General features: G+C 61.7%; 19 protein-coding genes. 7 read left to right on the top strand and 12 right to left on the bottom strand.

The window, feature by feature from the left end; all coding sequences use genetic code 11:
- The first annotated feature begins 206 nt into the window (after positions 1-206).
- Positions 207-1241 (top strand): VTT domain-containing protein, encoded by a 1035-nt coding sequence (locus KHO33_RS16845; protein ID WP_054040623.1) that lies wholly within the window; start codon positions 207-209, stop codon positions 1239-1241.
- Positions 1242-1330: 89 nt separating this feature from the next.
- On the opposite strand, the gene KHO33_RS16850 is transcribed toward KHO33_RS16845, so the two are convergent.
- On the bottom strand, positions 1331-2905 hold the full coding sequence (locus KHO33_RS16850) for a sensor domain-containing diguanylate cyclase (RefSeq protein ID WP_200565285.1): 1575 nt from the start codon (positions 2903-2905) through the stop codon (positions 1331-1333).
- Between the two features lie 113 nt (positions 2906-3018).
- The gene (locus tag KHO33_RS16855; protein ID WP_200565286.1) at positions 3019-3888 is read right to left on the bottom strand and encodes a CHAD domain-containing protein; all 870 of its coding nucleotides are present in this window, start codon (positions 3886-3888) and stop codon (positions 3019-3021) included.
- A gap of 415 nt (positions 3889-4303) precedes the next feature.
- Here KHO33_RS16855 and KHO33_RS16860 point away from each other — a divergent pair, with 415 nt between their 5' ends.
- The gene (locus KHO33_RS16860; protein WP_054040625.1) at positions 4304-5890 is read left to right on the top strand and encodes an inorganic phosphate transporter; all 1587 of its coding nucleotides are present in this window, start codon (positions 4304-4306) and stop codon (positions 5888-5890) included.
- 104 nt (positions 5891-5994) lie between these two features.
- On the opposite strand, the gene ppk2 is transcribed toward KHO33_RS16860, so the two are convergent.
- Both ppk2 and KHO33_RS16870 read right to left on the bottom strand, forming a co-directional pair.
- Positions 5995-6921 carry a polyphosphate kinase 2 gene (ppk2, locus tag KHO33_RS16865; RefSeq protein ID WP_200565287.1) on the bottom strand — a complete coding sequence of 309 codons (927 nt, stop codon included), beginning with the start codon at positions 6919-6921 and terminating at the stop codon, positions 5995-5997.
- Between the two features lie 193 nt (positions 6922-7114).
- Positions 7115-7504 (bottom strand): VOC family protein, encoded by a 390-nt coding sequence (locus KHO33_RS16870; protein WP_200565288.1) that lies wholly within the window; start codon positions 7502-7504, stop codon positions 7115-7117.
- Between the two features lie 117 nt (positions 7505-7621).
- On the opposite strand from KHO33_RS16870, the gene KHO33_RS16875 reads away from it, so the two are divergent.
- Positions 7622-8668: a S1C family serine protease gene (locus tag KHO33_RS16875; protein WP_200565289.1), complete on the top strand. Its 1047-nt coding sequence runs from the start codon at positions 7622-7624 to the stop codon at positions 8666-8668.
- Positions 8669-8810: 142 nt separating this feature from the next.
- Here KHO33_RS16875 and ggt read toward each other — a convergent pair whose 3' ends face one another.
- The 6 genes from ggt to KHO33_RS16905 form a co-directional block, all read right to left on the bottom strand.
- Positions 8811-10544: a gamma-glutamyltransferase gene (gene ggt, locus KHO33_RS16880; protein ID WP_200565290.1), complete on the bottom strand. Its 1734-nt coding sequence runs from the start codon at positions 10542-10544 to the stop codon at positions 8811-8813.
- A gap of 233 nt (positions 10545-10777) precedes the next feature.
- A complete protein-coding gene (locus tag KHO33_RS16885) occupies positions 10778-12181 on the bottom strand; it encodes an MFS transporter (protein WP_200565425.1) in 1404 nt (467 codons plus the stop codon).
- 259 nt (positions 12182-12440) lie between these two features.
- Positions 12441-13205: a phosphocholine cytidylyltransferase family protein gene (locus KHO33_RS16890; protein WP_054040634.1), complete on the bottom strand. Its 765-nt coding sequence runs from the start codon at positions 13203-13205 to the stop codon at positions 12441-12443.
- 26 nt (positions 13206-13231) lie between these two features.
- Positions 13232-14251 carry a flippase-like domain-containing protein gene (locus KHO33_RS16895; RefSeq protein WP_200565291.1) on the bottom strand — a complete coding sequence of 340 codons (1020 nt, stop codon included), beginning with the start codon at positions 14249-14251 and terminating at the stop codon, positions 13232-13234.
- The gene (locus KHO33_RS16900; RefSeq protein ID WP_200565292.1) at positions 14248-15084 is read right to left on the bottom strand and encodes a HalD/BesD family halogenase; all 837 of its coding nucleotides are present in this window, start codon (positions 15082-15084) and stop codon (positions 14248-14250) included. Before KHO33_RS16900 ends, KHO33_RS16895 begins: the two co-directional genes overlap by 4 nt.
- Positions 15081-15776 carry a CDP-alcohol phosphatidyltransferase family protein gene (locus tag KHO33_RS16905; protein WP_054040636.1) on the bottom strand — a complete coding sequence of 232 codons (696 nt, stop codon included), beginning with the start codon at positions 15774-15776 and terminating at the stop codon, positions 15081-15083. The genes KHO33_RS16900 and KHO33_RS16905 overlap by 4 nt, the downstream gene beginning before the upstream one ends.
- Positions 15777-16017: 241 nt before the next feature.
- On the opposite strand from KHO33_RS16905, the gene KHO33_RS16910 reads away from it, so the two are divergent.
- Positions 16018-16452, top strand: a complete 435-nt coding sequence (locus tag KHO33_RS16910) for a hypothetical protein (RefSeq protein ID WP_200565426.1) — start codon at positions 16018-16020, stop codon at positions 16450-16452.
- Positions 16453-16482: 30 nt separating this feature from the next.
- Here KHO33_RS16910 and KHO33_RS16915 read toward each other — a convergent pair whose 3' ends face one another.
- Both KHO33_RS16915 and KHO33_RS16920 read right to left on the bottom strand, forming a co-directional pair.
- Positions 16483-18441 (bottom strand): PhoX family protein, encoded by a 1959-nt coding sequence (locus KHO33_RS16915; RefSeq protein WP_200565293.1) that lies wholly within the window; start codon positions 18439-18441, stop codon positions 16483-16485.
- A gap of 190 nt (positions 18442-18631) precedes the next feature.
- Positions 18632-19204: a hypothetical protein gene (locus tag KHO33_RS16920; protein ID WP_054040643.1), complete on the bottom strand. Its 573-nt coding sequence runs from the start codon at positions 19202-19204 to the stop codon at positions 18632-18634.
- Between the two features lie 628 nt (positions 19205-19832).
- Here KHO33_RS16920 and KHO33_RS16925 point away from each other — a divergent pair.
- The 3 genes from KHO33_RS16925 (at position 19833) to KHO33_RS16935 (ending at position 22303) form a co-directional block, all read left to right on the top strand.
- Complete coding sequence (locus tag KHO33_RS16925) at positions 19833-20984, top strand: porin (RefSeq protein ID WP_054040645.1); 1152 nt, start codon at positions 19833-19835, stop codon at positions 20982-20984.
- A 295-nt stretch (positions 20985-21279) separates the two neighbouring features.
- The gene (locus tag KHO33_RS16930; protein ID WP_200565294.1) at positions 21280-21630 is read left to right on the top strand and encodes a sugar ABC transporter ATPase; all 351 of its coding nucleotides are present in this window, start codon (positions 21280-21282) and stop codon (positions 21628-21630) included.
- A 166-nt stretch (positions 21631-21796) separates the two neighbouring features.
- Positions 21797-22303 carry a metal-dependent hydrolase gene (locus KHO33_RS16935; RefSeq protein WP_200565295.1) on the top strand — a complete coding sequence of 169 codons (507 nt, stop codon included), beginning with the start codon at positions 21797-21799 and terminating at the stop codon, positions 22301-22303.
- Positions 22304-22357: the final 54 nt, after the last annotated feature.

Genomic DNA, 22357 nt, shown 5'->3' on the forward strand with positions numbered 1-22357 from the left:
ACACCGGCGCGAATTCGGCTTACGCTCAGGCAGGACAGCCCGGCGCTGTACCCAGGCTCATCGAGTATCCTGATCGAAATAGAATCCCACCCCGGACACGAACCGAACGCGCGCATAGATAAACGCTCTCAGGAACGCACTTTGCAGCCCGGCGAAACAAGCTCCCGCCGCAGCGCGGCCCAACCGTCACAACAGGAGTTCCGCAATTGGTAGAGTTTCCGTCGTCGGCGGTGTCAACCTGGGGCGGCGTGTTCGTTTTTGTGAACGTCCTGTTGACACGGCTCGGCCTGCCGATCCCCGCGGTCCCCGCGCTGCTCTTCGCGGGCTCGGCGATTGCCGCCGGCACGCTGTCTTTCTGGCCGATCCTGTTCGCCGCGGTGCTTGGCGCGCTCATCGGCGACGGTGCGTGGTTCGCCGCCGGCCGCATCTACGGCCGCAAACTGATCGCCGCCCTGGGCCGGATCTCCCCAGCGATCGATTCCAGGGTCGACAAGGCCCGCTCGCTATTCGAGCGCTTTGGCGTAGCGCTCGTGTCGATCTCGAAGTTCGTCCCCGGGCTAGGACTCATCACGCCGCCGCTCATGGGCACGACAGCGGTGGACAGCCGCATCTACGCTTTGTGGGATCTCGCCGGCGCCCTGGTGTGGGCCACCTTCTGGCTACTCGGCGGCGCCGCGGCGGAAAGACAGTTGCATATGCTGCTCGCGTTCGTCAAAGCACGGGGCGGCACGGTACTCGACATCCTGCTGGCCGCAGCGTTGGCCTATCTGGCGTATCGCCTGCAGCAGCGACGCCGCGAACGAAGCCGTCTCGCGGACGCGGCCTCCGCGGCTGCGTCGCAAGCGACACTCGCTGGATGGCGCCGCATCACGCCGCCCAAGGTCCTGGACGCCCGCCCAGCCGCCTCATCTGGTGAAGGGCTGCGCACCATCCCCGGCGTGCTGGCGCTCGACCCGCACTCGTCTGAGCAGATCGACGGCGCGCTGCTCGTCTATGACATGGTGATTTATTGCATTTGCCCGGACAGCGCGACCGCGGTCGAGATCACGCAACGGATGCGCCTGAAAGGGTACACGCGGATCCGCGCACTCAGAGGCGGCCTCGACGCCTGGCAAAAGCGCGGGTTTCCCGTCGAACCTCTGCCGCTGACGGACGAAACCACCCGCAAACGCAAGCCAGAGCCCTACGGTGACGTTCGCGGCGCGGTAACGCTGCGCGGGTTTGCCCCCCGGCGCGGCTGACGCGCCTGGGCAAGTCACAAAGTGATAGCCTGGCCGGACGTCGGAACCGCATCGGTCACACGCAAGCCGTTGCCATCACGCTCCACCCTTCACGACGACGCATCCTGCGCCACCGACTGCCCCGCCCACGTCGCCGACCTGACCCGGTTGCGCCCCGCCGCCTTGGCGGCGTATAGCTGCCGGTCGGCAGCGGCCAGCAGGTCGAGCGCGCTCGCCCCTGCCGCCGGCACACTGGTCGCGCAACCAATGCTCACCGTGATAGTGATCGCTTCACCATCGCGATGCGCGACGCGCAGGCTCTGCACCTTGCTGCGAATCTTCTCCGCGAGGTTGAGCGCGCCCTCCGCCGTGGTGTCCGGCAAGATCACGGCAAACTCTTCACCGCCGTATCGCGCCACCAGATCCACCGCGCGCAGCACCGTCGCGGAGATGCATTCGGCCACGGCGGTCAACGCGTCGTCGCCACTCGCGTGGCCGTAGACGTCGTTGAATTGCTTGAAATGATCGATGTCGATGAACAAGGCCGATAAAGGTTGCCCCGAGCGCCGCGCGCGCCGCCACTCTTCGTCGAGCCGGTTATCGAGTACGCGGCGATTGCTGAGCCCGGTAAGCGGGTCCGTCGCGGCGAGACGCACCAGCGCGGCTTGCGCGCGCAGCTTGTCGCGCAAGACGAAAGCAAGCACCCACGAGACCATCACGAATACCGCGCCGAAAGCGAGCGTCAGCGTGCCGGCAAGCATGCTTCGACGCCGCCACGGCGCGAGCACTTCGTCCTCGGCCGGTGCAACCACCGCGATCAGCGGCGTACCCGGCACGCGTGCATAGGTGAACATCCGGCGCACGCCGTCCACCGCCGATTTCGCGACATACGAGCCCGAGTTGTGCGCGGCCATCACCTCGAAGGTCGGCGACTTCGCGATGCTCGTGCCGATATCACGCGAGGAAAACGGCTTGCGGGCGAGCAAGGTGCCGTCGTCCATCACGATGAATACGGAACCCAGATCGCCTGTATTGATCCGATCCAGCAGATGCTGAAAGTATTCGATACGAATCGCCAGAAGCGCGACGCCGCCGAAGGTGCCATCGGCTTCGTTGATGCGCCGCGTGAGGCCGATCGAGAACTTCCCGTCGCGCAGCCGCGAGCGATACGGATGGGAGAAATATAGCCCGACGGCCGGACTGCGTTGATGCACCAGAAAGTAGTCACGGTCTGCGAGGCGGACTTCGGCATTGATCTCGCCGTTCTGCGAAGCGATCACCCGCCCGTCCGCAGCGATCACATAGGCGCCGCCGAGGTAGGCTGCCGTGGTTGCGCGATCGAATAGCACGGCTTGCTGCAAGTCCGCAGGCAGCGTCCACGTGGCGCGATCCCGCGCGCCGTCCACCATGGCCTCGAGGGACAAATCGTAGATCTCGACATTTCGTTCGAGATCGGAGGAAACGATCGAGACGAGGTTTTGCGCGGTTTCGCGCGCGTGGTTGAGCGCGTCGGCGCGGCCGCTGCTCAGCGTCAGCAGCGTCAAACCGGCCATCGCCACGGCGACCACCGTGCCGGCAAGGCCGGCGAAATACGGGTGGTTGCCCACGTAACGCGACACGCCGATCCCACCGGCGCGCGACATGAAGCGCAACCGTCGACGCAGCGAAAGCGTTTGATGTGCCACGTGCGCATCGCCTCCTTCGCAAAAGACCCGCCTGACCGACCAGGTGCGGACGTACCGCCGATGTCATTATTCGGGCCGGTCCGCTCGAGCGTGCGACCGCCCTTCAAGCCGCATCACAGTTTGCGCAACAGCCCCGCCGCCGCGCGCATCCGGCGTTTGCGCTCCTTCTTCAGCCAGTCGAGCGCTGCATCGGTGTCGCCGGACCCAACCAGCAAGTCCGTATTGTCGCGCAGCAGCATCTCGCTTGCGACGATGTCGTTCAGCGTGCCGAAACGCTTCTGAATCTGCTTTAACCGCTTCAGGATACGTTTGTGGCTGCCGCTCAGAACCGGCCCGAAAAACTCGAGCAGATAGCGCACTTTCTTGCCCGCCTTTCTGACGTCGTGAAATGCAGTGTAGTTGGAGCGCTTCGCTCGAGACGCCCGTTTTATACGCTTCTTAAGCGAACGTTCGGAGGCGCTCACCCGCTTGTCGACGAATTTTTGCAGCGGCACACGCTCACGGGCGGTGTTCAATTCTTTATTCGCGCTGCTCAAGGCGTCTTGCAGCAAATGTTTGACGTCCGCGTTCGAAAGCGTTTCACGGCTCGTCGCCAAAGCGCCGCCGCGCGCTGCCTGGAGCGTGGGCGTCATCTCGTGCGCAACGCGCTCGTCCCGTGCAATCAGTTCGATCAGAATGTCCCAATCCCGCGTCTTGCCGGCGGCAGTCGCCAGATACTTATACATCGCCCGTTGGCGCGTAATCTCGCCTTTGTCCAGCAGGGGTTCGAACGCCCACCACAACGAACGCAAACGCCGCAGCGACACACGCAGTTTGTGCAGCGCTTCCGGCGACGCGTCTTCGCGCACTGCATTGGCGAGTTCGATCGCGTCATCGACAAGGGGCGCCGCGTAGGACGCAAAGGCTGCCTCCGCTGAGGGTTCCGCGCCGGCCGGCTTGCTGTCCGCAGCCTGTTTGTCGATTTTCCGGCTCGCCCGCTTCATCGAATGTCCTTCAGATGGCCCTTTGATGTCAGCCTAGCAAAAAAAGGTCCTGGTGGATATCCGCCAACGCGTCGCCTAAACTGCACGAGGATGGTCGCAAGGCAAATGCGCGTTGCATGGACCGTAATGCGCCGCATTTGTAGCGAACACTTAGGTCGCACGAGTTCATTTGCGACCCTGGCGACAGTTGAACCGGACAATCCGTTCCGCCGCCGAAGCGCACTTCGCGCATAGTTCTTTTCGGACCGCTTATCGTTCTACCGCGCCGCACAGACGGCAGCCTTTCCTGTAGCGCCAATCTGTATATACCTTTGCGCGAACGCCCGTCCCGCATAACGGTCACGCCTTTGTCATCATTACGACACACAGGCACCGCAGGATCGGCAGTTCCGCGACAAACTTTAGGGCTCATGCCATGCCGGAACTTTCGTACCCGCAATCGGGCGCCGCACCTGGAAAAGGGCGTCATCTCAGCCTCATCGTTTTCCTCGTCGTGATTGCGATCGGCGCTGCTTATTGCGCCGTGCATCTGGCAACGGATCTAGAACCGGTTCGCGAGGCCTCGTTCCTGCCCTATCTGCTGCTCGGCTTCGCGCTTCTAATTGCGCTCGGCTTCGAATTCGTCAACGGCTTTCATGACACGGCCAACGCGGTCGCCACCGTGATTTACACGCATTCGCTCGCGCCGAACATTGCGGTGGTCTGGTCCGGCGGATGGAATTTCCTCGGTGTGCTGACTTCATCGGGCGCCGTGGCATTCGGCATCCTGCAGTTGCTGCCCGTCGAACTGATTCTGCAAGTGGGCAGCAGCGCGGGCTTCGCGATGGTCTTCGCGCTGCTGATCGCGGCGATCATCTGGAATCTGGGCACGTGGTACTTCGGACTGCCGTCGTCGAGCTCGCATACGCTGATCGGCTCGATCATCGGCGTCGGCCTGATGAATCAGTTGATGCACGGCGCCAACGGCACGAGTGGTGTGGACTGGAATCAGGCGCTCGGCGTCGGCAAGTCGCTGCTGTTTTCACCGCTGGTCGGCTTCCTCGCCGCCGGCCTGCTGCTGCTGATCCTGAAGGCGGTGGTGCGAGTTCCGGCGTTGTATGCCGAGCCTAAAGGCAAGGAACCGCCCCCGTTCTGGATTCGCAGCCTGCTGATTCTGACCTGCACGGGCGTTTCGTTCGCGCACGGTTCGAACGACGGGCAAAAAGGCATGGGCCTCATCATGCTGATCCTGATCGGTACGGTGCCAACGGCGTACGCACTGAACAAGGCAGTTACACCGGCGGAAACGCAGACCTATCTCGCGGTCGCGCACCAGGCTTCGGCCACACTCGCCAAGTACACCCAAGGCGTGGCGCCGTCCGCCGATCCGCGTGGCGATGTCGAAGCGTATGTGCGCACGCGCCAGTTGACGCCCGCCACGGTGCCGGCCTTGCAGCAACTGACCGACCTGATCGGTCAGCAGGTCGGCGAGTCGGGATCGATAGCAACCGTGCCGCAAAACATCGTCGATAACGTGCGCAACAACATGTATGTCGCGTCCGAAGCGATTCGTCTGATGGAGAAAAGCAAGCAGCCGGCTTTCTCAGCGGCAGACGCCAAGGCGATCGACAACTTCAAGACGCAGACCGATCACGCCACCAAGTTCATTCCGACGTGGGTGAAGGTCGCGGTCGCCATCGCACTGGGTCTCGGCACGATGGTCGGCTGGAAGCGCATCGTCGTCACCGTTGGCGAGAAGATCGGCAAGCAGCATCTGACCTATGGACAGGGCGCCTCGGCTGAACTGGTGGCGATGCTGACGATTGGCGCAGCCGACATGTACGGCTTGCCGGTCTCGACGACACACGTGCTGTCGTCAGGCGTGGCCGGCACCATGGCGGCCAACGGTTCCGGCTTGCAATGGGGCACCGTGCGCAGCCTGATCCTCGCGTGGGTGCTGACGCTGCCGGTCTCGATCGCGCTGGCGGGCGCCTTGTACTGGTTGTTCCGGATGGTATTCTGAAACTGCTGAAATCGCTGGTGCCGGATGCAAGTCCGGCAACGGCGAAGTTAAAGAAAGCGCGGTCATTGCCGCGCTTTTTTTCATTTCACCGCGCCGACGATCAATCAATAAATTTCAGGCACGATCATCGACGACGGCACCGGCTGGCGGCTGTATTCGTCGTGATAGACCCGCGCCGGCAACTCGACGCGCGAATGCTCGATCTCGTGATACGGCACCTGGCTCAGCAGATGGTGAATGCAGTTCAGGCGCGCGCGTTTCTTGTCGACCGCCTGCACGACCCACCACGGCGCCTCGGGAATATGCGAGCGCTGCAGCATGACTTCTTTCGCCTGCGTATAGGCTTCCCAGCGGCGCCGGCTTTCCAGATCCATCGGACTTAGCTTCCACTGCTTCAGCGGATCGTGGATGCGGTTCTGGAAGCGGATTTCCTGTTCTTCGTCCGTAATCGAAAACCAGTATTTGAGAATCTGCACGCCACTTCGCGCCAGCATCTTTTCGAATTCCGGCACCGAGCGGAAAAACTCTTCGTACTCGTCGTCGCTGCAAAAATTCATCACGCGCTCGACGCCCGCGCGGTTGTACCAGCTGCGGTCGAACAGCACCATTTCGCCGCCCGCCGGCAGATGCGACACGTAACGCTGGAAATACCATTGCGTGCGTTCACGGTTGTTCGGCGCCGGCAACGCCGCCACGCGGCACACGCGCGGATTGAGCCGCTGCGTGATGCGTTTGATCGCGCCGCCCTTGCCCGCCGCGTCGCGTCCTTCGAAAATCACCACCAGCCTATGGCCGGTCTGCACGATCCAGTCCTGCAGTTTGACAAGCTCGCCCTGCAAACGGAACAGCTCGCGGAAGTACACCTTGCGCGCCTCGCGATGCTCGGGCGTGAAGCCGTCCGCGCCGTCGATGATACGGTCGTCGACCTCCATTTCGAGTTCCTCGTCGTAGGCATCGATGAGGTCCTCCTCGAAACGGCGCTGCCGTTCTGCCATGACTTCGGCCTCGGGTCTCGGATCCAGCTCTTTCATTGCGACTCTCCTGGCAACGGAAATGGTTAGGCGCGCGGCGCATACGCGTCGCGAACGGGTTCGATTATCGAAGCGCGAAGTGTCAACCGTGTTACCAGCGCGGCCGCCGCGCCTTGGGGCGACGGGTGCTCGCCGGCGGTTTGCGCACCTTATAGCTCAGTCATGATAGCGAGTTTAGCGCGGCCGCCCGGCGCTAACGCAACGGTTTCGCGAAGCTGAGTTCGTGGCCGTCGGGATCGGTGATGTGGAAATAGCGCTCGCCCCACGGCGCATCGGACGGTTCGAGCGACGGCTTTAAACCCGCTGCCAGCGCCTTCCGGTAGAGCGCGTCGACATCCGAGACATAAATGATCACGCGGCCCCACCAGTTGACTGGCGCACGCGTATCGACGATCAGGTTCAGATACGAACCGCCGAATGCAAACGAGGTAAACGCTTCCTGCGCACCACCGAATTTGATCGGAAAACCAAGCGCTTCGTAAAACAGCACCGCGCGGGGCATATTGCCGGTGGCGAGCGTGATGGCGCTGAGGGATTCGATGCGCGGTTCGAGTGGCTCTGTCGACGCTGCGGGCGAGTTCATGGCGGCTATCTCCTTGTTGGCATGGTAGCGCCAGACAGGTTCGCATGGCGTGTGCCCGTACTTGAAAAACCCGCCCGCCGCCCCGCATCTGGATTCCCGTTTATCCGGAGCATCGCCATGGGAAGCCGCCCACGCTTCATCGATGACCTGTCGCGCGCCGCATCCGACGCCCCCGGGTCCGATCCACTCACCGCTTTATCCGACGACGCCCTGCTCGACGCCTATTCCCGCACCGTGATCGGCGCGCTGGAACGCGTTCAGCAGGCGGTCGCCTTCATTTCTGTCGAACGCCGGCTGCCCGGTGCGCCGTCCGGGCGTGACAGCCGCGGCGCACGCGGCGGCACCGGTTCGGGCTTTCTGTTCACGCCGGACGGCTATCTGCTCACCAACAGCCACGTCGTGCACGGCGCCACCCACATCACCGTAACGCTCGCCGACGGCGCGAAATTCGACGCCGACCTGGTCGGCGACGACCCCGGCAGCGATCTGGCCGTGCTGCGCATCGGCTCGCCGGAGCCCTTGCCGCACGTCGAACTCGGTGAATCGTCGAAGCTGCGCGTCGGCCAGATCGCGATCGCGGTCGGCAATCCGCTCGGCCTCGCGCAAACCGTGACGACCGGCGTCGTCTCGGCGCTTGGCCGTTCGCTGCGTTCGAATTCGGGCCGCATGATCTACGACGTGATCCAGACGGATGCCGCGCTCAATCCCGGCAATTCGGGCGGCCCGCTGATTAATTCGGCCGGCCAGGTGATCGGCGTGAACACCGCGATCATTCCCGGCGCGCAGGCGATCTGCTTCGCCACCGCGATCGATACGGCCAAGTGGGTCATCATGCAGATCTTCGCGCATGGCCGCGTACGGCGCGCGTACATCGGCGTGGCCGGCACCACGAGGCCGCTGTCGCGCCGCGTGCAGCGCTATTTCGGCCTGAGTTCGGAGAGTGGCGTGCACGTCATGGAGATCGTCAAGGGCAGCCCGGCCGCGCTCGGCGGTCTGCGCACCGACGACACGATCGTCGCGATCGACGCGCTTGCTGTGCAAGACGTCGATAGCCTGCAACGCACGCTCGATGTGTCGCGTATCGACAGGCCGGTTAACGTGACCGTGTTACGCGGCGCGCAACGGCTCGAATTGACCTTGACGCCGGTAGAGCAGACGAGCTGATTCGCTCGACGGCCTGTGATGGGAAATAAAAAAAGCCTCGCGCTCAATTGAACGCGAGGCTTTTTTCTGCATGCGGCGCATCAGCAAAGACGCGCCGCTCAACTGCACTTTCAACTGCACCTAAGCGATTGAAGCCAACCGCTTACTGGATCACCCGCGTCACACCACGGCCGCGCGGATCGGCTGCCGCTTCCGGCGTATCGCCATTGACCTTGATCGCCTGGATGTCGCCGCTGAAATCCTGCCCCTTCAGCGTGTAGCCCTTGGCTTCGATCTGCTTGGCGAGTTCGCCGTCGATCGGCTTGTACGGCTCCCAGAAAATCGTGTTCGGCGGCAACAGCTGGTGATGGAAGCGCATCGCGCCCACGGCTTCCGGCAACGGCATGTTGAAGTCGTAGATGTTGTTGATCACCTGGAAGATCGACGTGAAGATACGCGAGCCACCCGGCGTGCCGATCACGAGCGACACCTTGCCGTCCTTCGTCAGAATCGTCGGGCTCATCGACGACAACGGGCGCTTCTTCGGTTCGATCGAATTCGCGTCGCTGCCCACCACGCCGAACATGTTCGCGACACCCGGCTTCGCGGAGAAGTCGTCCATCTCGTCGTTCAGCACGATTCCCGTGCGATCCGCCACCACACCCGAGCCGAAGTAGCCGTTGATGGTGTACGTGTTCGACACAGCGTTACCCCACTTGTCGATCACCGAGAAGTGCGTGGTTTCCGCTTTCTCCGGCATCGTTGTGCCCAGACCCGGCTGCACGCTCTTCGTATCCGACGGCGTATTCGGGTTCACTTCCGCGGCACGCTTGGCGATGTATGCGTCGTCGGTCAGTTGCGCGACCGGCACCTTGTAGAAATCCGGATCGCCGAGATACTGCGCACGATCGGCGAACACGCGCTTCTCGATCTCAGCGATCAGGTGCACGTATTGCGCGGAGTTCAGCGTGACATCCTTGAAATCGGGCGCAATGTCGGCTTTCATCTTCAGCAACTGCACGAGACCGATACCGCCCGAGCTCGGGGGCGGCGCGGTAATCACGCGATAGCCGTTCCAGTCCGCCTGGATCGGCTGACGCCACACGGCCTTGTACTGTTGCAGATCGGCCTTCGTAATCAGACCGTGGCCGCGCATGGACGCCGCGATCAGATCTGCCGTCTTGCCCGAGTAGAAGTCTTTCGCGCCCTGATCCGAAATGCGCTGCAGCACGGCGGCGAGATCCGGTTGCTTGAAGTTGACGCCCTGCTTCAGGTTGCCGAAGTAGGTATCGAAGTTGGTCTTGCCGGCAAAGTCTTTCGCGGCGTCGTCGCGGCGTTGCTGCAATTGCTCGCTGACTTCGAAGCCGTCACGTGCGTAATGAATGGCCGGTGCGAGCACCTGCTTCCATTTGAGCTTGCCGAAGCGGCGCTGCGCTTGCCACATGCCGTCGACGGTGCCCGGCACGCCCACCGCGCGATAACCGAACAGGCTCATGCCCTTGATGACCTCGCCCTTGTCGTCGAGGTACATGTTCTTGGTCGCGGCCAGCGGGGCGCGTTCGCGATAGTCGAGGAAGTACGGCTTGCCGTCGACATACAGCGTCATGAAACCGCCGCCGCCGATATTGCCCGCTTCCGGATACGTCACGGCAAGCGTGAAGGCAATCGCGACTGCCGCGTCGACGGCGTTACCGCCTTCCTTGAAGATCTGTTCCGCGGCGTCGGCGCTGTACTTGTCGGCCACTGCAATGGCGGACGCCGTGAGAACTGCCGGCTGCGCTTTCTCGGGCGCTTTGGCAAAGGCTGGAGTAACTTCGAGAAAACCGCTCGAAACGGAGATGAGTGCGACCAGCGCAAGTCCGCTAACGGACGGCTTGGCGTTGTGAAACAACTTCATTGGATATATCCCCCAAGACGACTTTTTCATCTGACGATAACGAAAGCTGCCTTGGGCTTATAACATGCCAGTCCGTCAATTGCGAAGCTGTTGCACGCATATGGTGCATGTTGCAGCACACAAAAATTACCCTATCTAACGACGCTAATTGCCGCGAGTAGCCGTGCTCGAATCGGCATCGAACGCAGTCAGTGCGCCGCACCACGAAGCACGGCGCACCGTAAGTTGAACGCTCAGGCGCTACCGCGGCTGCCGCGTGCGATTTCGTCGCCGGCGCCTTGCGGCAAGCGCGCGGTCACCGGAATCGACAGGAACGAGAACAGGCCGACCACGAGGAACGCCGGCCAGAAGTCCGAGAACACGATCGTCGAATGACCCTGCACGTTATGCGAGATTTGCAGCACGATGCCGGCAATCGTCACGCCGAGCCCCAATGAAATCTGCTGGATCACACTCGCGACGCTCGTCGCGCGGCCAACGTCGCGGCTTGGAATATCCGCATACGCCAACGTATTCAACGAGGTGAATTGCAAGGACGGGAAGAAGCCGCCGAACAGCACCACACACCAGATCAACCAATGCGGCGTACCGGGAAAGAACAGACCGTAGACGGCAATCGCGAGCCCCGCGCAACCGGCATTGAACATCAGCACCGTGCGAAAACCGAACCGTTCGAGAATGCGCGACGCAGCCGCTTTCATGAAGATCGAGCCGAATGCGGACGCGCATGTAATCGACCCCGACTTGAACGCGGTCATGCCCAGACCTTCCTGCAATGCGAGCGGCAACAAAAACGGCACCGCGCCGAGGCCAATGCGAAACAGCGAACCGCCCACCACGCTCGCGTGAAAACTCGGAATGCGCAATAGCCGCAAATCGAGCACCGGCAATTCGACGCGATTCGCGTACAGCACGTACACCACCAGCAGCAGCACGCCGATCACGCACATGCTGACCGATACCGTGTTGGACACCAGTTCGCCGCCTACCAGCGAGAGCCCCAGCATGAACAGCGACGCCCCGCTCGCCGACAACACGAAGCCGGTCCAGTCGAGCCGGCCGGGATGCGCTTCACGCACGTTGGCGATGTGCTTGTTGGCAAGCCAGATACCCAGCAGGCCGATTGGAATGTTGATGAAGAAGATCAGACGCCAGTGCAGATAGGTCGTGATGAAGCCGCCCAGCGGCGGCCCGACTACCGGCCCGAGCAACGCGGGCACCGTCAGATAGTTGACCGCGCGAATGAAGTCCGACTTCGGCACCGAGCGGAAAATGATGATGCGCCCCACCGGCACCATCATCGCGCCGCCGAGGCCTTGCACGAAGCGCGCAACCACAAAGGTGCCGAGTGACGTGGACGCCGCGCACATCAGCGAGCCGGCCATGAAGACGCCGATTGCCGTACGAAACACCGTGCGCGAACCGAAGCGGTCAGCAACCCAACCGCAAATCGGAATGAAGACGCCGAGGCCGATGACATAAGCCGTCACGGCAAGCTTGAGGGTGATGGGATCCTGGCCGAGATCGCGCGCCAGAACAGGCAGCGACGTCACGATGACCGTGCCGTCCACGTTTTCCATGAACATCGCACACGCGACGATCAGTGGAACGATGAAAGTGCCTAAAGCGAGAGGCATTGGCATGACGACGGGTTGCAAGGCCGTCGGTGTAAAGCTGCGATTATGGCATCGCATCGACAACAGATGTTGTTAAACAAAGCCTTTTCGTACTCGCGCGGATGACGTTGCTATCCGCCGCCCAATAGTTGAGCGCGCAACGAAGCTGAGCAGATTAAGAAAAACAGAAGGGGAGAAAATCGACGCGATGGTGAGCCGGCATACAGCCGGCCCACCATGCCATACAGCGGCAATTCAGAAGCGCGAGACTTGACGAGACTTAGCGCGATGCACTGACCAGCGGTTGCAGTTGCGGCAGAATCTCGGTGCTTGCGCGAGCGACGTCGTTCGGGAAGTCGATCTCGATCCACGGCGCGCCGGTTACGTCGGCCGTGTCGAATACCTGGCTGCGCTCCAGCAGGAGGTCGCGTACCGCTTCTTCGTGCGGCATGTTGGCCCGGCCGCTATCCACGTAGCCCGCAACGATCTCCGCAAAACGTTGCGCGGTTTCCTGACGGAAGCGGAAGAAGCCCACCGATTCGCCGATGGTGTCGTACTCGAGATTGACGGCGAGTTGCTTGCGCAATTCGACCGGCACACCGTCTTTCAGGCACAGCTTGACGGGTTCGTCGCCGGCTTCGAAATCACGGTCGATCAACAGGCGGTTGACCGTCTCACCCTTCACCAGCGCGTTCAGAATGCGCTCGTCGTAGAGCACGTCGGCGTCCATCAGCAGCACGTCGCCGCCGCGCGTCAGCGCCTCGGCCACCGTGTGCACCGTCAACACGCTGCCCAGGTCGTAACGCGAGTTCAGGACCGTTTCCACCTTATGCGGCCAATTGATCCGCTCCAGTTCCGCCTGCACCGATTCCGGCTGAAAACCGAGCGCCAGCACGACGTCGGTCACGCCGGCGGTTTCCAGCATTTGCAGATGCCGTTCGAGCAGGCTCATGCCGTCGAACTGCAACAGGCACTTCGGGAACTGTGCCTGCGGCGGTTGCTGGAGACGCAGGCCGAGGCCCGCTGCGAGGATGATGGCACGCATGCACAGTCCTTTAAAGAATTCGGAGATTAATCGACAGCCGGAACGCGCCCCGTGGCGCGCCGCCGTTGCCAGCTTCGTTCGCTGAAGTGCAACACCAGTAGTCCAGGCAAACCGAGCAGAATTTCACGTGCGCGCTTGGCGAGCGACAACGCCAGCGCCGCGTCCGGCGGCAAACCCACGAGCGGCGCGAGCAACAGATAGCCGCCTTCCTGCACACCGAGCGAGCCCGGGATCATGAACGCCGCGCCACGAATTGCCTGGCCGAGACTTTCGAGCAGCAGTGCGTCGACCCAGTCGACCGGACGGCCGAGAAAGCGCAGCGCGAGCCACACCTCGACCGTGCCGACGATCCAGCCCACCAGACTCAGTGCGAAGCTTGCCGCGACGCGGCCGCGCTCGCGGTAGATGCCCTGCACGGCGGTGTCGACGGCCTCTGCGCGCGTCATTAGCGACGACCAGTCACGCTTGCCGAACAGCTTCGACACCACGCCCAGCAAACGGCCAAACAGGCCGTGCCGCTGGGCATAGTAAAAGCCCGCGATCATCGCACCCAGCACGCCGGTGGCAATCAGCGTAGCGGTTCGCAAATCGTGAAGCGCACCGTGCGCGGCGTAGGCGCCGAACAGCAGCAGCCCGAGCAACGCGAAGACGATTTGCGCGACCGCCTGTGCCGTGGTGCTGACCGTGACGGCGGCGGCCGCGTCACGCATGCGCATGCCGCGCTGGGACAGTTGCCGCACCATCACCACCGGGCCGCCGATCTGGCCGGCCGGCAACAGGCTATTCACCGATTCGCCGATCCAGCGTGCGAACAATGCGTCGCGCACCGTCGCGTTGTGATGCACGCCGTCATGCTGACGCTGGAACAGCACCGAGATTGCGCCGGCGTCGAGCACCAGCGGCACGAGGTGAAATGCCGCGACAAGCACAAGTCCCCAGCCGGCCGCGGCCAGCGCCGAGGCCACGGAGCCGAAACCCTGCCACGCGAGCAGACCGACAAAGAGCGCCGTCCCGATCGACAGCAGAATCAGGGCCGCGCGTGTCATGCGGGGTCCTTGCGGCGTTTCGTCATCTGACGGAAAACCTGGCGGAAACCGAAGTACGCGATCGCGTCCTTCATGTTCGAGATGAAACGGCGCCACGGCCGCATGTTCGGGTCGGTGACGTATTCGAAGGTGAGCGACACGCGCATTTCGTTTGCGCCGGCCGGCGTGATGCGATGACGCAGCTTGTCGCCGTCGAAGAACACCAGTCCGCCCGGCGGAATCTGCACCGAGCCGGGTTGATCCGGCACGTCCGGATTGCGCGTATGCAATTCGTAATCGAGCCGGCACGACGATTCGTCGATCACACCGAGCAGCAGCGTATAACGGCGGCCGTCATAGTACGAAGTATCGTAGTGCCAGCCGATGTGGTCGCCGGCCCGCGTGTAGTAGTACAGCGCATAGGCGTGCGGATCGTCAGCAGGCGACACTTGCAGCTTGTCGCCGCTGAGTTGCTCAAGCCAGCCGATCAGTTCCTTCGAGCGATACAGTTCGGCAATGAACGGCGCGAGACGGTCGATCGTATGACGGCTGACGCTGCCGCCCTGCTTATGGCCCGGCAGATAGTTGCGGTTCACTTCGTCGAGGAGACCGCGCGCGCTCTGCACGAGCTGGGCAGTGACTTCGGGCGCGAGAAAATCTTCCAGATACAGGAACGCGCCCTGATCGGTGAAATCCTTTGAGAGACGGCGTGTGTCGAACGTGCGCGTGCGGCTCGCTACGGCGCGATCGGCATTCGGCGCAGGCGCAGCCGCGGCCGACGATGCCAGCGAGGAGGCCGGCGAACGTTCAACTGAATTTGGTGCGATCACGTCGTCTTCGGCGTGCATACTCATTCACTGGCCCACATTTGACTGGTTTCAGACGCCTTGACGGGGGCAACCGCCGAGCGTGCGGCGCGGCGCGCGACGCGCCAGTAATCGACCACCACCCAGACCGCAAAAAGCGGCGCACCGATCGACGCGACAACAACGAACGGCATGACGACGCTCGTCAGCGTGACGATAGGTAGCAGGTACAGCACGTCTTCGGTTTCGAAACCGCCGACCGTTGCCTGCTTGGTCCCCGCCTTGCCCGCCATCTCCTCGATGCGCATGCGCAGGAAGAAAATCAGCGCGACAGCGACGCCCGCCACCGCACCCAGCCAGCCGGGTGAAACTTTCAATGAGCCGACATGCGTCGAACCGACGCCCATGCCGACGAACAACATGACGGTCACAAGCGCGTCGCACGCTAAATCGTAAAAATGACCGATCCGGCTCGACTTTCCGCCGATGCGCGCGAGCTCGCCATCTGTGTGATCGACAAAGTTCGATAGCACGATCAGAAAGGCGCCCGCATTGGCCCAGGCGAATCCTCCGTGGGCGAGACAGAGCGCGCCGGCAAGCCCGATCAGCAGGCGCAGCGTAGTCAGATGGTTCGGCGTGACCCACGTGTTGACGAGCGGCGTGACTAGTCGGCGGGCGAGCCTCGCATCCCATGTTCTGGGGGCCGGAACGTTAATTGGAATTGATGGTCGCGAATTCATAACCCGGAAATATATACGGGATCGTAAAAGCTTGCTTCCTTCCTTAACGTTTTCTTAAGCGCTCATTGTTGCCGATACGTGTCAGACGCCGGGCAAGATATGCCGAATCACGTTAAAGTGCGAATCCAGTTGCGCCTGTCACGCCCGATTACTTCGATGCGCAATGTCTTTTCGAGGTGCGGCGCATCGCCGCCACCCGTTGCGAACTCACTACATCGAACGCGGGCCGCCATTCACGTATATGAAACGCTTCTTTTCATCCGTACTCCTTGCGCTGGCTGCCGCCGCGCTGCCGCTCAGCAGTCATGCTGCCGCTCTCGACGCACCGCTCACCTGCAATGAGAGCGGTCATCAGTTCATTGCCGATCTCGCTCAGCAGCAACTGATCGATCCGAAGCCTATGCGAGTCGAAAGCAATTCGATCAATGCGTTTTCGCCGGTGAAGGGCGCCGACCTGACCGCCTTCGGCTTTCACGTTTTTGCGGTGGTCGGCTACGAAAAAGACGACCCGATGTTTCGCGTCGGCGACGGTGAGCCCGTGGCCCGCTCGGCCTATGGCGTCGTGGTGTTCGGCGGCGAATCCAAGGTCCAGGCCGCGCTCACCGAGGCCGGAAGCACAGCGATCGTGCATCGGGTGGCACCGCTCGTGACGGCGATTTTCTGCAAGCGGAGTTGAGGCGGCGGGTCGCGCCGCCTCACTCGCCCCCTACAACTTGATCCCCGCCGGGTCCGCCGTCAGATACCCCACCGTCGCGCCGAAGCGGTCCTTATAGTTGGCCCGCACGAGCGGATCGAGTGTCGATTGGATCTTGTCGTGCAACGGACTTTCCCAATCGCCGACATGCTGGAAGTTGCTCATCACGTACGTCCAGCCGTTGATTTCGTCGACCGCATGCAGGCCTGTCGACTCCGCGCCCGCCGGGCACGACAACACACGTGCGAGCGTCTTCGTATCGACGTTGTAAGCCCACAGAAAATTGTTGACGTGCATGCCACTGTCTTCGCCGATAAAGAGCGTGCGCAATTTCTCCGAAAATTTCAGGTTGTCCGGATTGGCGATGCGCTCCGGGTTCGCCGTATTGCCAAGCACGTCGGCGGACGACATATCCTCGCCGACCAGCGCCGCGGGCGCGGCCATGTCCACCGGCACCCAGTCGCTGTTGATCGCGCCGCCGCTGCGGTCGCGCTGGCCGCCCTTCATGTTCAGCGCGTAAACCGCACCGGCGTTGATCGCCTTGTCGACGGCGACATCGGTCGATGCCGCATGACCGCGCACCATCGATTTCTCGATGCGTGACATCGCCGAATACAGCACCTTGTCTTTGATATTGACCGTCGTGCCTTCGAGCTTCGTAAAACCCATGCTGCCGCCCGCCAACGCTGCGTAGCGATGCGTTTCGAGGAAGGTCGCCGCCTTCGTCATGCCCGATTTGACGCGCACCCAGTTGAAAGTGCCGTTGTAGTTGATCTTCGTGTAGGTCGAGTCGGCCGGGTCCTTGGTCGCGACGTCCATGATGTCGCTCGCGCTCAGCTGGTTGGCGAGCGCTTCGATTTCGTCGCTGGTCGCGTGGCCCAGATTGATCCAGGAAAGCGTTGCCGCGCCCGCCCCGCTCGACGACACCTGCGTCCACTTTGCGACATACAGCGTGCCCGCCGACAGATCGGCCTCGCGATCGGCGATGAACATGAAGAGGCCGCCGTTGGTCGCGTCGTCGCCCATCAATACGGTGCGCTTATCCGGCATCACCTGAATCAGTTCATGCGAGATGCGGCCGAGGCAGTAGTGTTTCCTGATCGTACCGGTGCCGTCGGGATTGACGGTCACTTCCGGCAAATGGCCATAGTGATAGGGATTGGCGGTGGTTTCGTCACCGTAAAGGCTGCGGCTGAAGCCCTTGAACTGACTGTTGCTTGTGATCGTCGTGGCGTCCGGCTCGTACTCTTCGCTCGACAGATGCGTGTTCCACGGCGACAGGCTCGCGCCGCAGGTAATCCACAAACCATGCGCCTTCGACGTATCGACGTTGTGATAGCCCACCAGCGTGAGCTTGCCCGTGGCCGGGTCCTGATCGAGCGTGAGCACGGCGATCGGCGACGGCAACTGGCCATACATCGACTTCAGACTCTGATCGCGGGTCGCGTATTCGAACTGCACGACGGCGAATACTGCATTGCCCTTAAGGCCCTTCACCGCGGGCTTGTCGAGACGAATCAGCGAACTGCCGTCCGGGCAGTCCGAATAGAACTGGCGCTCTTTGCCCGCCACCGATTTATCGACGATCGGCTGATTGTTGATATCAAAGTAGCCGCCGGCCAGAATCGTGCCGCCCTTGATGTTCGGCACCATGTCGCCGGTCACGAAAAACGGCTGGTACGCGAGCTTGAAGGTACGGCTGCTGCCATCGCTCAGTTGCACCGAGAGTGTCGAGCCGACCGTGGTTTTCGCCATCGCGGCGGGGTCCGCCAGCGTCGGCGCGGCCATGCCACTGAATGCCGCGGAGACGAAGTTGGCCACCGGCTTGACCGGCGTCGCCGCCAGCCCGTCGCCTCCGCCGCCGCACGCGGTCAGCATCGACGCCGTTGCAAGGCCGCCTAGCGGCAGCATCGGCGCACCGGCGAGGAGTTTCAGGGCCTTGCGGCGGGAAAGGTCGAACGGCTCTGCCATGTTGTCGTGATCCAGGGTTTGGGTAGCGTGGGTGGATGCACAGCCGGCACGCACTCAGACCCAAAACCGCATGGTTCACGCTCGCGCCGCTATGACGCGAGGATTCTATGAAGTGAATGTGAAAGTATATTGACATGCATTAGTAATATTAAATTCAGCTTTTAGTTAGCCGAAACCCGTCACCGCCGAGCTAGCCCGGACGGCGGAATTCGTTTTCGACCCACGCAGCGGCGCTCGCCTTGCTCAGCTTGAAGTTCGGCGCCACCTGTACTTGCGCGAGCTGTTCACCGAACGTATCGAGCGCGGTCAGCAGCGCGTACGGCTCGTCTTCGTCGGGAACGATGTCGAGCGTGATGTCGAGTTCGTCATTGCCGTCCGCGCTGGCCACGCGCACTTCTTTGTGCAACTGGGCGCGCAGTTGCTGCTCATGGCGGCGCAACACTTCAGATGCGGTTTTCACCAGCGTGTTGAACGCCGACGTGTCGAGCGGCTTCGGATCTTTCTTGTTGCGCCCCATCGTCCACGGGCCGACAAGTGCCGGTTCCGCTTCGCCGTCTTTAATCATGGCGACGGCCCAGCCTTCGTCGTCTTCGTTCTTGATGACGCGCGCGGTCCAGCCGTCGTCGCGCCACAGACGCGCTTCGTGCTGGGTTTCGGGCAGCGCTTCTTCCAGATGGTCGAGCGGGGTTGCGTGGATTTCGGACGCGCCTTCCGTCGGGGAGTCAGCAGCGGTGTCGGACGATGGAAGGGGGGAATTGGTCATTACTGGTTTACTCACGTTCGCGGGGCGGAAACACAACTCGAGCCTGCGATTCTACCCGCCCCACACCCGCCGGACGTGGCCCTCTGACGAACGGACAAGCCAGGGCACGCTCTTCGTCAATCGAAATAGTGCATTTCGTTATTCGTGGGAACTTATAAACCGATTATAAAGCGTTCGAAAAAAACGCGGCCCGAAAGCCGCGTATAAAGAGATGAAAAAGACACCCCTGGTCAGGGGGTGAAACGAATTGTAGAACTGTAATTCGCCGGGATAGAGCACACGAATTGGAAGAGTCCATTGCAGAAATCAGAATGATTCGAAAATCAGGCAACGACGCGCTCAAATCCTTACTGAATATGACACTACGGGAGCGTCGCGATCGAGCAACATCGATAGTTTGACGAACAATTACAACGCCATCGCACACGAATATTTTTTTCTTTATTTATCCGCACTTACACAACTCTCAATCCGTTATTTCGAATTATAAAATGCATTGTTGCGCCATACGCGCTTAAAGATATAAATAGCAGGCATACACTTCGCAGCGGATCGTCAGGCAGTCGGCGCAATCGACTGTTAGCACTGGAATGCGATTCTCTACGCACTGTCCCGGAGTTATCTAAACATGAAAAAAACCCTCATCGCAGCAGGCCTCATGGGCGCGTTCGCCATCACCGCTCACGCACAAAGCAGCGTTACGTTGTACGGCACGCTGGACGCCGGTCTCGTCTACTCGAACAACCAGGGCGGCCACAGCAACTGGCAACAAGGCAGCGGTTCGGTGTCGAACACCTACTTCGGCCTGCGCGGCAGCGAAGACCTTGGCGGCGGTCTGCACGCCATCTTCACGTTGGAAAACGGCTTCAACCTGAACAACGGCCAGGACTCGGAAAACGGCACGATGTTCAATCGTCAGGCGTTCGTCGGTCTGCAGAGCGATCAATACGGTGCGTTGACGCTCGGCCGTCAGTACGACTCCGTGGTCGATTACCTCGCGCCGCTGTCCGAAGCGGGCGCGGGCTTCGGCAACAATCTCGCCGCTCACCCGTTCGATAACGACAATCTGGACAACTCGTTCTCGATCAAGAATGCCGTGAAGTACACGAGCGCGAACTACGCCGGCCTGAAATTCGGCGGCCTGTACGGCTTCAGCAATTCAGCCGGTCAGTTCTCGAACAACCGCGCCTGGAGCGCCGGTGCTTCGTACGACAACGGTCCGCTGAGCGTAGCCGCTGCTTACCTGCAACTGAACAACTCAGGTAGCTCGAACCTGAGCGGCGCAGTCTCGCAAGGCGACGGCACCGCGGCCGTCGCGGCGAACTTGCAACGCACGTTCGGTGCGGGCATCAACTACACCTACGGCCCGGCGACGGCTGGCTTCGTGTACACGCATACGCAACTGGACGGCATCACGGGCGTGGACGTCGGCGGCGCGACGCTGCCGGGTGTGGCAGGCACCAACCTGCATCTGGACAACTACGAGTTGAACGGCAAGTACGCACTGACGCCGGCACTGAGCCTCGCCGCTTCGTACACGTTCACCGACGGCAAGATGTCGGGTTCGAACGGCTCGGGCGATCCGAAGTGGCACACGGTATCGCTGCAAGGCGACTACTCGCTGAGCAAGCGTACCGACGTGTACGTTGAAGGCGTGTATCAGCACGCAACGGGCGAACTGGGCAACTTCGGTGCGAACGTGGCGGCGATCAACACGCTGGCGCCGTCGTCGACTGGCAACCAGGTTGCTGCGGCCGTCGGCCTGCGTCACCGTTTCTAAGTTTTTCCAATGGCACGTGCAGAGCGGTGTACCAGGCCGCTCTGCAACTGAACCCGCACGTGGCACGATCACGCGCGGGTTTTTTTCATGGTGCTTACGGTCTTACGTTTCGACGTAGCGGTAGTGACGGCGCAAGCATGCCGTGGGTATACTGAGGTCGGCTGCCTTCCTTGCCGTAACGTCGTTGCGGTTGAACGGCTGCTTCGTCGCGAAGCATGACGTTGCCTTCAATCGCGTTGCGCTTCGCCCGCGCCCCAAGTTCCCGTGCACGATCGGGGACGCCGACGATCGGACCATGAAAAGACTTCTCCTGCTTGCTCCCGCTGCTGCCCTCACTGCTTTTCTCGCTGCCTGTGGTTCCAGCGGTCCCACCCGCGACGCGTCCCAGCCGATGATGTACGTGTCTTCGCAGCGCGCCCCTGCATATATCGCCGATTGCCTCGAAAGCAAGCTGTCACGCGTGCGAATGTCGCGCGTCGGCGACGCGACCGAGATCGCTGTCGGTTCCGATTCGAACAACTCGTATTTCGTCACGCTGACGCCGTACAACGCGGGCTCGGTCATCAAGGTGATGCATCCCGCGAATGCGCCGGACGATCCGCCTGAACCGGAGATGCGCGTCGATATTGCGCGCTGTGCGACCTGAGGTTTGGGTCACGCGGCTGCGTTGTTGCGGACAGCACTGAGCACCACACCGAAGGCCACGCCGATGCGCGATTTTTTATCTCGCGTGTCGGCTATTTTTTTATCTGCTCATCTGCGAACATAGCCGCCCCTTGGCTTTTATCCGGCGCGCTGCGTCGTGAGGTTCGATGGCATCCAACAAAGCACATCACGCGACTGGGTTTGCGGCCGGCGTTATCGCGGCGGCGGTTGTCGCGCGCGTCGGCGGTGGTGGTTCGTTTCATATCGGCGTGCTGTTGAGTTTCATCGCCGGGGTGGCGGGGAGTACGGCGCCGGACTGGCTGGAGGTGGCGTGGTGGTCACGCGCGCGAAGGCTGTGGATTACGCATCGTACGTTGACGCACTGGGGTGTGGGGTGGGTCGCGTTGCTCGTGGGTTCTTATCATTGGCTTGGGCATTCGGTTTATGCTGCCGCGGCGTTTGGGTTTGCTTGTGGCGGGGTGATGCATTTGTTAGCCGATTGGCCGAATCCTTTGGGAGTGCCGTGGGTCGCTGCGCGGCATTCTTTGAATCTTTGGAATAGTGGGCGGTGTGATTTGATTGTTGTGGGCGCGGCTTGGGTCGCCGCGTGGTTTGTTGGGGAGCATGTCTGGTTGCATGGGGTTTCGGTTTTGCGGTTTTTTAGAGTTGGGTAGGGGTTGGCGTTTTTTGCCTGCGTGGCGCTTGTTGTCCGCGTGCTTGCGGTGTTG

The organism is Paraburkholderia nemoris (assembly GCF_905221015.1).
GTDB lineage: Bacteria > Pseudomonadota > Gammaproteobacteria > Burkholderiales > Burkholderiaceae > Paraburkholderia > Paraburkholderia nemoris.

Coding starts and splice junctions, on each gene's coding strand:
- KHO33_RS16855 (WP_200565286.1), bottom strand. CDS start 3,888: ATGAAGCGGGCGAGCCGGAAAATCGACAAACAGGCTGCGGACAGCAAG.
- KHO33_RS16860 (WP_054040625.1), top strand. CDS start 4,304: ATGCCGGAACTTTCGTACCCGCAATCGGGCGCCGCACCTGGAAAAGGG.
- ppk2 (WP_200565287.1), bottom strand. CDS start 6,921: ATGAAAGAGCTGGATCCGAGACCCGAGGCCGAAGTCATGGCAGAACGG.
- KHO33_RS16870 (WP_200565288.1), bottom strand. CDS start 7,504: ATGAACTCGCCCGCAGCGTCGACAGAGCCACTCGAACCGCGCATCGAA.
- KHO33_RS16875 (WP_200565289.1), top strand. CDS start 7,622: ATGGGAAGCCGCCCACGCTTCATCGATGACCTGTCGCGCGCCGCATCC.
- ggt (WP_200565290.1), bottom strand. CDS start 10,544: ATGAAGTTGTTTCACAACGCCAAGCCGTCCGTTAGCGGACTTGCGCTG.
- KHO33_RS16885 (WP_200565425.1), bottom strand. CDS start 12,181: ATGCCTCTCGCTTTAGGCACTTTCATCGTTCCACTGATCGTCGCGTGT.
- KHO33_RS16890 (WP_054040634.1), bottom strand. CDS start 13,205: ATGCGTGCCATCATCCTCGCAGCGGGCCTCGGCCTGCGTCTCCAGCAA.
- KHO33_RS16895 (WP_200565291.1), bottom strand. CDS start 14,251: ATGACACGCGCGGCCCTGATTCTGCTGTCGATCGGGACGGCGCTCTTT.
- KHO33_RS16900 (WP_200565292.1), bottom strand. CDS start 15,084: ATGAGTATGCACGCCGAAGACGACGTGATCGCACCAAATTCAGTTGAA.
- KHO33_RS16905 (WP_054040636.1), bottom strand. CDS start 15,776: ATGAATTCGCGACCATCAATTCCAATTAACGTTCCGGCCCCCAGAACA.
- KHO33_RS16910 (WP_200565426.1), top strand. CDS start 16,018: ATGAAACGCTTCTTTTCATCCGTACTCCTTGCGCTGGCTGCCGCCGCG.
- KHO33_RS16915 (WP_200565293.1), bottom strand. CDS start 18,441: ATGGCAGAGCCGTTCGACCTTTCCCGCCGCAAGGCCCTGAAACTCCTC.
- KHO33_RS16920 (WP_054040643.1), bottom strand. CDS start 19,204: ATGACCAATTCCCCCCTTCCATCGTCCGACACCGCTGCTGACTCCCCG.
- KHO33_RS16925 (WP_054040645.1), top strand. CDS start 19,833: ATGAAAAAAACCCTCATCGCAGCAGGCCTCATGGGCGCGTTCGCCATC.
- KHO33_RS16930 (WP_200565294.1), top strand. CDS start 21,280: ATGAAAAGACTTCTCCTGCTTGCTCCCGCTGCTGCCCTCACTGCTTTT.
- KHO33_RS16935 (WP_200565295.1), top strand. CDS start 21,797: ATGGCATCCAACAAAGCACATCACGCGACTGGGTTTGCGGCCGGCGTT.